The sequence below is a fragment of the Nitrosospira sp. CT genome (assembly GCF_059489795.1).
Genome location: NZ_JCAHZJ010000070.1, coordinates 1 through 4,934, shown reverse-complemented (window position 1 = coordinate 4,934; position 4,934 = coordinate 1). Strand labels below are relative to the sequence as shown.

The window sequence follows — 4,934 nt, the reverse complement described above, 5'->3', positions numbered from 1 at the left end:
TTCTTCAACAGCTTGAAGAACGAGCGCGTCTTCCATGAAGATTACGCAACGCGGGAAGAGGCTACACGGGACATGTTCGACTATATCGAGAGGTTTTATAACCGGAGACGCCGCCACTCCGCGTTAGGCTACCACAGCCCCGCCCAGCATCACGCTGCCTGGATTGCCGGGCAAAAGCTGGCGGCTTGATGAGGTCGTTGGTATCCGGAAAACACGACCAAGCTCAGGTTAAAAAAGTTCGTAAAATGCGTCCCCAGCTGATGCTGGCGAGGCGTAGCAGTTCCCAAGATTCTGTCTTGGCTGACGGGCTTCTCTCAACGTAAAAACCGGCGGCAGTCCTACTGTTGAAAATGAAAACGTATGGTTAAGGAATAGAGCAAATAATATGGGTATTTGAGTTTCGAAACGGCTTAGAAAAAGTATCGACAGAAGATGCCAAAGCAAAGGAGGGGAATTTCAAAACATCTCCTAGCAACCTTCATGCCCAGCAAGGTGGCGAAGCAGTTGCTGGGGCATCTGGAGAACGAATCAACATTTGTTTAGAGGTAGTGCATGCGCCAACAGCTGTCGATGTATGATGACTCAGGCTCTAAGCTAACAGGCGTTCTGCCTGCACGCTTGTTTGTTGGACGACTCATTTATGGATAATTGGGCTGTTTGACGTCTGCTGCTGGTTAAGCGGCTTTAACCCCTTGCTATTCTTCCAATAAGGCGTATGGAATGAAAGATTTTGTAGAAGAATTTCAAAAAAAACACCCCAAGATCAAGGTGGATGAGGAGCGGCTATCCTTGGTGAAGGAGGATGACGAGGGAGATGAGCTCGAAATCGAACTGGTCTCCTACAACATTACTTCCATTCCCGGACTCGATAATCTCACACTTAACCTCAGTGAAAAAAATGAGTTCGACAAACTGGATGCCCTTATTCAGTCAAAACCAACACTCTTTGGGGATTTTCTCGGTGGCCGTTTCGGTGAACAGGTAGAAGTAGTACTTACAAAACTCTCAAAAAATCTGTTTGGTCCATCGCTGTCACGGCCCTTAACTGTAAAGCTGTCTTATCAAGGCCATGACGTCACCATAAGCATATCATCCTCGCGTACGGATAAATCAAGCATCAGGTTCATCGCTTTAAAGCTTGATGGGGTGCGGATTCAGCGAAATCACGCGGTTGCATTAGTTCAAGGACTGCATATAACTGATGCTCAGAAACTCGAGAGCTACACGCAACAGATTCTTCGCTCAGTATTGTTCGATATTGAATATACATACGCAATTTCATTTGAGACAACCAATCTTGAGAACCTAAAAAGCTTTCGATCCTCAATGAGAAGGCCACGAACTCTGCCTGATGAACCGATCCAGCTGATCTATAAGGACTACATCCCAGAATTGATCGAATATTTTCACGTAGCAGAGAAAGTCGACTATCTTCCATTCAAATATATCTGCTACTTCCATGTGCTTGAATATTTCATGGATAAAAGTGCGTATAGCGTTGTATCAAGGAAAGTTAAACAATTATTGCTCAGTCCAGATTTTCACATCCGGTCCTCTGAGTACATCGCGCACGCGGTCAACATAATAAAGGTTGAGACCGAACGAAATACCACCGACAAAATCAAGATTGGTCGGGTAATTGGAGAATTCACCCAACTCGACAGTGTACAAACCCATCTTTCGTCGCTTCGAGTCTTAGATCATTTCAATAAGGAACATGTCCTCACCTGTAGCAAACCACTAAAGCTTGGGGCTGTTAGATTCGATTCCGAGCAATCGTTCATTGATTCAGTTTCTAAGCGAATCTATGCGGTTCGTTGCTCGATAGTTCACTCAAATCCAGATTTTGATGAATCCAAAGCAGTTCCTTTTCTTCCCACACTGAGGAATATTGAGTTCTTACGAACTGAAATTGAATTAATCAAAGAATTATCTCGAACCATTATTTGCAATAGCGTCGGTTAACGAATCTGGTCCACAGTAGCCGAATAAGGCGATCCACCGGAACTTAATCGAAAGCCGGGTAGGCCGTTAAAATAAAACGTTGAACGACTGCCTTGGAAAGCTATTTGACCCTTTGTGTCTATCACGGGATGTTGAACTTGATCAGATGAAATATCGGCTACTACCTCGCAGGGATACTTTCAATATCTGATTCATAACTCTAAGTCATATGTCTAAATTTCTATCTGAAAACATAAAGTTCATTGTTCATATGCGGCACCGGCTGCATGCCGAGAACAAACTAGGGCTTTGTCTAGGCGCAGGCTTTAGCACACACTTCTCAATACCAAGTTGGAAAAATCTTATACAAAGAATCGCTGAGCACCCGGAAGTGCGGGGCTCCGAGCTCTTAAAAATTTCAACGAGCCTCACTGAGCAATGTCAGTTTTTGTACCAAAAGTACTGCCAGGGACTCGATGCACACCGCCGCGAGGGAGAAGATGACGTCCTAATGGCACGACGCATCGGTATGCAATGGCTTCGGATTGTTCATGAGTGTTTATATCGTGATGCGAAAATGGCTGATGATGATCTTCGGCAGCATCCTTATTTATGGAGCCTTTTGCCATTGATAAAGCAATCGGCGATGACCATCAATTACAACTTTGATGACGTCGTGGAGCAAGCCCTCTATCTTTTCAATAAAGAAAAATCCAGCAGCCTAGACGATAAGGGCTTTGAGGTCGCATGGGGGCGATCGAGCCACTTCCGCAGGGACAGAGGGATTATTTACCACCCCAACGGTTTTCTGCCGCACCAAACCATTGATGGTTTTAGCCAGCAGATAGTGTTCATGGAGCAGGAATTCGCAGACCAATTAGTAGACCTTGGAGGAGGCCATTCAACATCATTACTCAACCACTTTTCTAGGCAAACAGTCATATTTATTGGCCTATCGCTGAGTGACGCCAATCTTAAGCACTCACTTTATATGTCAGCGAAAAATAACCCTAGCAATTTTCACTATCGCATATATTGGTGTGAGGATGAGAAGCCGTCTGTCGAGGAGCAAGAGACGATTCGAAAGACCAACTTTTCTATATATAAGCTTGTTACGTTGTTTCTCTCAACTAAAGAGATAGAAGAGCTTGCAAGGCTTCTCGTCCTAAGCATCGAAGATTTTAATGCTCAATGCGATGCGGATTTTGCAAGGGTCCGGACTGAATACCGTTACTATTTAACTGGTGTGGTGGGAAGCGGGAAGACAACAGCACTTGAGAATCTTCCTAGTATCCGAACATTTGATGAATGGGTAGATCGAAAGCATTTCTTGCTCGGCCGCCCGCATAGCGAGCTATCCGCCCAGGAACGTCAGTTCATCGATGAATGGATAAATCAGCAGTTCAGGAAGAAAAACCGGAGAGTCAGCGCTGCATCGACTATGATTTCCTTAATTGATCGGAGCCCCCTCGATCCACTCTACTTCGTTGCTAACAAAAAGTCAGAGTCCCGGAGAGCTCATGAACTCTTGCAGTGGATGGTCCCGCCAGCAGGCCCAATCACAAAAATCGCAGCAGGTCATCTCATCATATTTAAATGTGACCCTAGAGTTCTTCGACTTAGGCTCGCCAGTCGCGATAAGGCTTATACAGAAGAACAATTAGTTTCTCAGATCGAGACAATTGATTCAATTTGGAAAGATTATCCAACGACTATCATCGACACTACCAACCTGTCAGTTGCGCAAGTAGTTTCGAAAGTGCTGGAAACAATCCTCTTCACCCCATATCAGCCGGTCGATATCCATCAGATATGTGAGTCAAAAGCTACGGATGTTGTATGAAAGTGTATGTAGCCGCACCTCTATTCAGTAACTCCGAGCGCCTTTTCAATGTCTCAATTTGTGCAGCGATAGAGGGTAAGTGCAAGGTGCATTTACCCCAAAGGGATGGCCCGCTTGTCGAAATGGAAATTGAACAAGGGGAGGCTCCCTCTACGGCTATTCGCTTAGCCTACGAAAGTGACATTTCAGCAATTAAACAATGTGACGTCGTAGTTGCAGTGCTTGACGGGAGAGTAATTGACGAGGGGGTCTGCATTGAAATGGGTTTTGCAAAAGCCCTTTGTAAGCTTATTATCGGTTTAAAGACCGATTCCAGATGCGCTCTCCCGTGGGGACACAACCCTATGATCAATGGTTGTGTTGACGTTTGGGTTAAGAGCGTTGAAGAGCTATCCACGTGGATAGCTGCACAAGCTGTTCGCTAATATCCAGGTTTCTGCTAGTAATCAATAAAGTTGTATTATTCCTGCCGTAAAGCAGCGCCTAGTGAAACACCATGCGTAGGGGCTCGCAGCTACGTCGATGAAAGAGGCGCGCTTTGTATCTACTATGCGGCTACTAAAAAATACAAGGCACTCACACGGGGAGTAACTAATCGTATTAATGGGGGGTCGTGAGCGATTCGAACGCTCGACCTCCGGATTAAGAGTCGGTTTCATTTCCCTACAATCAGCCTATCCACAAGCGACTGCCGGGACGCTTACCTCTAAAGAATCCTCAAATACTTAAGGTTTAAGTTCAAGCTCGAAGATTAGCTGGTCCGCCTTTCGTACATGCTCTTGTCTACACTGCGTCTACATTACGCCGTGTTGACTTGCCCCACGTTTCTTTAAGTCGCTGATTTGCTTGGTGCTGTTGAGAGGAGTCGAACCTCCGACCTACTGATTACGAATCAGTTGCTCTACCAACTGAGCTACAACAGCCTGGGAAGGGATCAGAATAAACCATGGCAATTATAGTCTTTTGGGAAACCGCGGGCAAACGTTCCCCATTGGGAACACCACCACAAATGAAAGAAATAAAAGATGACCCGCCCCCGAAATCAGTACCGGTCTAAAATGGAAAATTCCGGCTCCTTTGGCCTGCCGGACAAGGTGTTTTCCCTTGCCTGACGGGCAAATTCAGCAGGGGTTGCCCACTGCAATGC

Annotated in this window: 4 protein-coding genes and 1 tRNA gene; 4 read left to right on the top strand and 1 reads right to left on the bottom strand. The window is 45.7% G+C overall.

From position 1 onward, the window contains the following. The 4 genes from AC52W5_RS13260 to AC52W5_RS13245 form a co-directional block, all read left to right on the top strand. A partial coding sequence (locus AC52W5_RS13260) for an IS3 family transposase (protein WP_495671336.1) occupies positions 1–189 on the top strand: 189 nt, incomplete at its 5' end. A 531-nt stretch (positions 190–720) separates the two neighbouring features. Then, positions 721–1,965 carry a hypothetical protein gene (locus tag AC52W5_RS13255; RefSeq protein WP_495671335.1) on the top strand — a complete coding sequence of 415 codons (1,245 nt, stop codon included), beginning with the start codon at positions 721–723 and terminating at the stop codon, positions 1,963–1,965. Between the two features lie 490 nt (positions 1,966–2,455). Next, positions 2,456–3,787, top strand: a complete 1,332-nt coding sequence (locus AC52W5_RS13250) for an SIR2 family protein (RefSeq protein WP_495671334.1) — start codon at positions 2,456–2,458, stop codon at positions 3,785–3,787. Further along, positions 3,784–4,212: a nucleoside 2-deoxyribosyltransferase gene (locus AC52W5_RS13245; RefSeq protein WP_495671333.1), complete on the top strand. Its 429-nt coding sequence runs from the start codon at positions 3,784–3,786 to the stop codon at positions 4,210–4,212. The genes AC52W5_RS13250 and AC52W5_RS13245 overlap by 4 nt, the downstream gene beginning before the upstream one ends. 422 nt (positions 4,213–4,634) lie before the next feature. Here the strand turns inward: AC52W5_RS13245 and AC52W5_RS13240 are convergent. Continuing rightward, positions 4,635–4,710 (bottom strand) — tRNA-Thr (locus AC52W5_RS13240). Positions 4,711–4,934 lie beyond the last annotated feature (224 nt).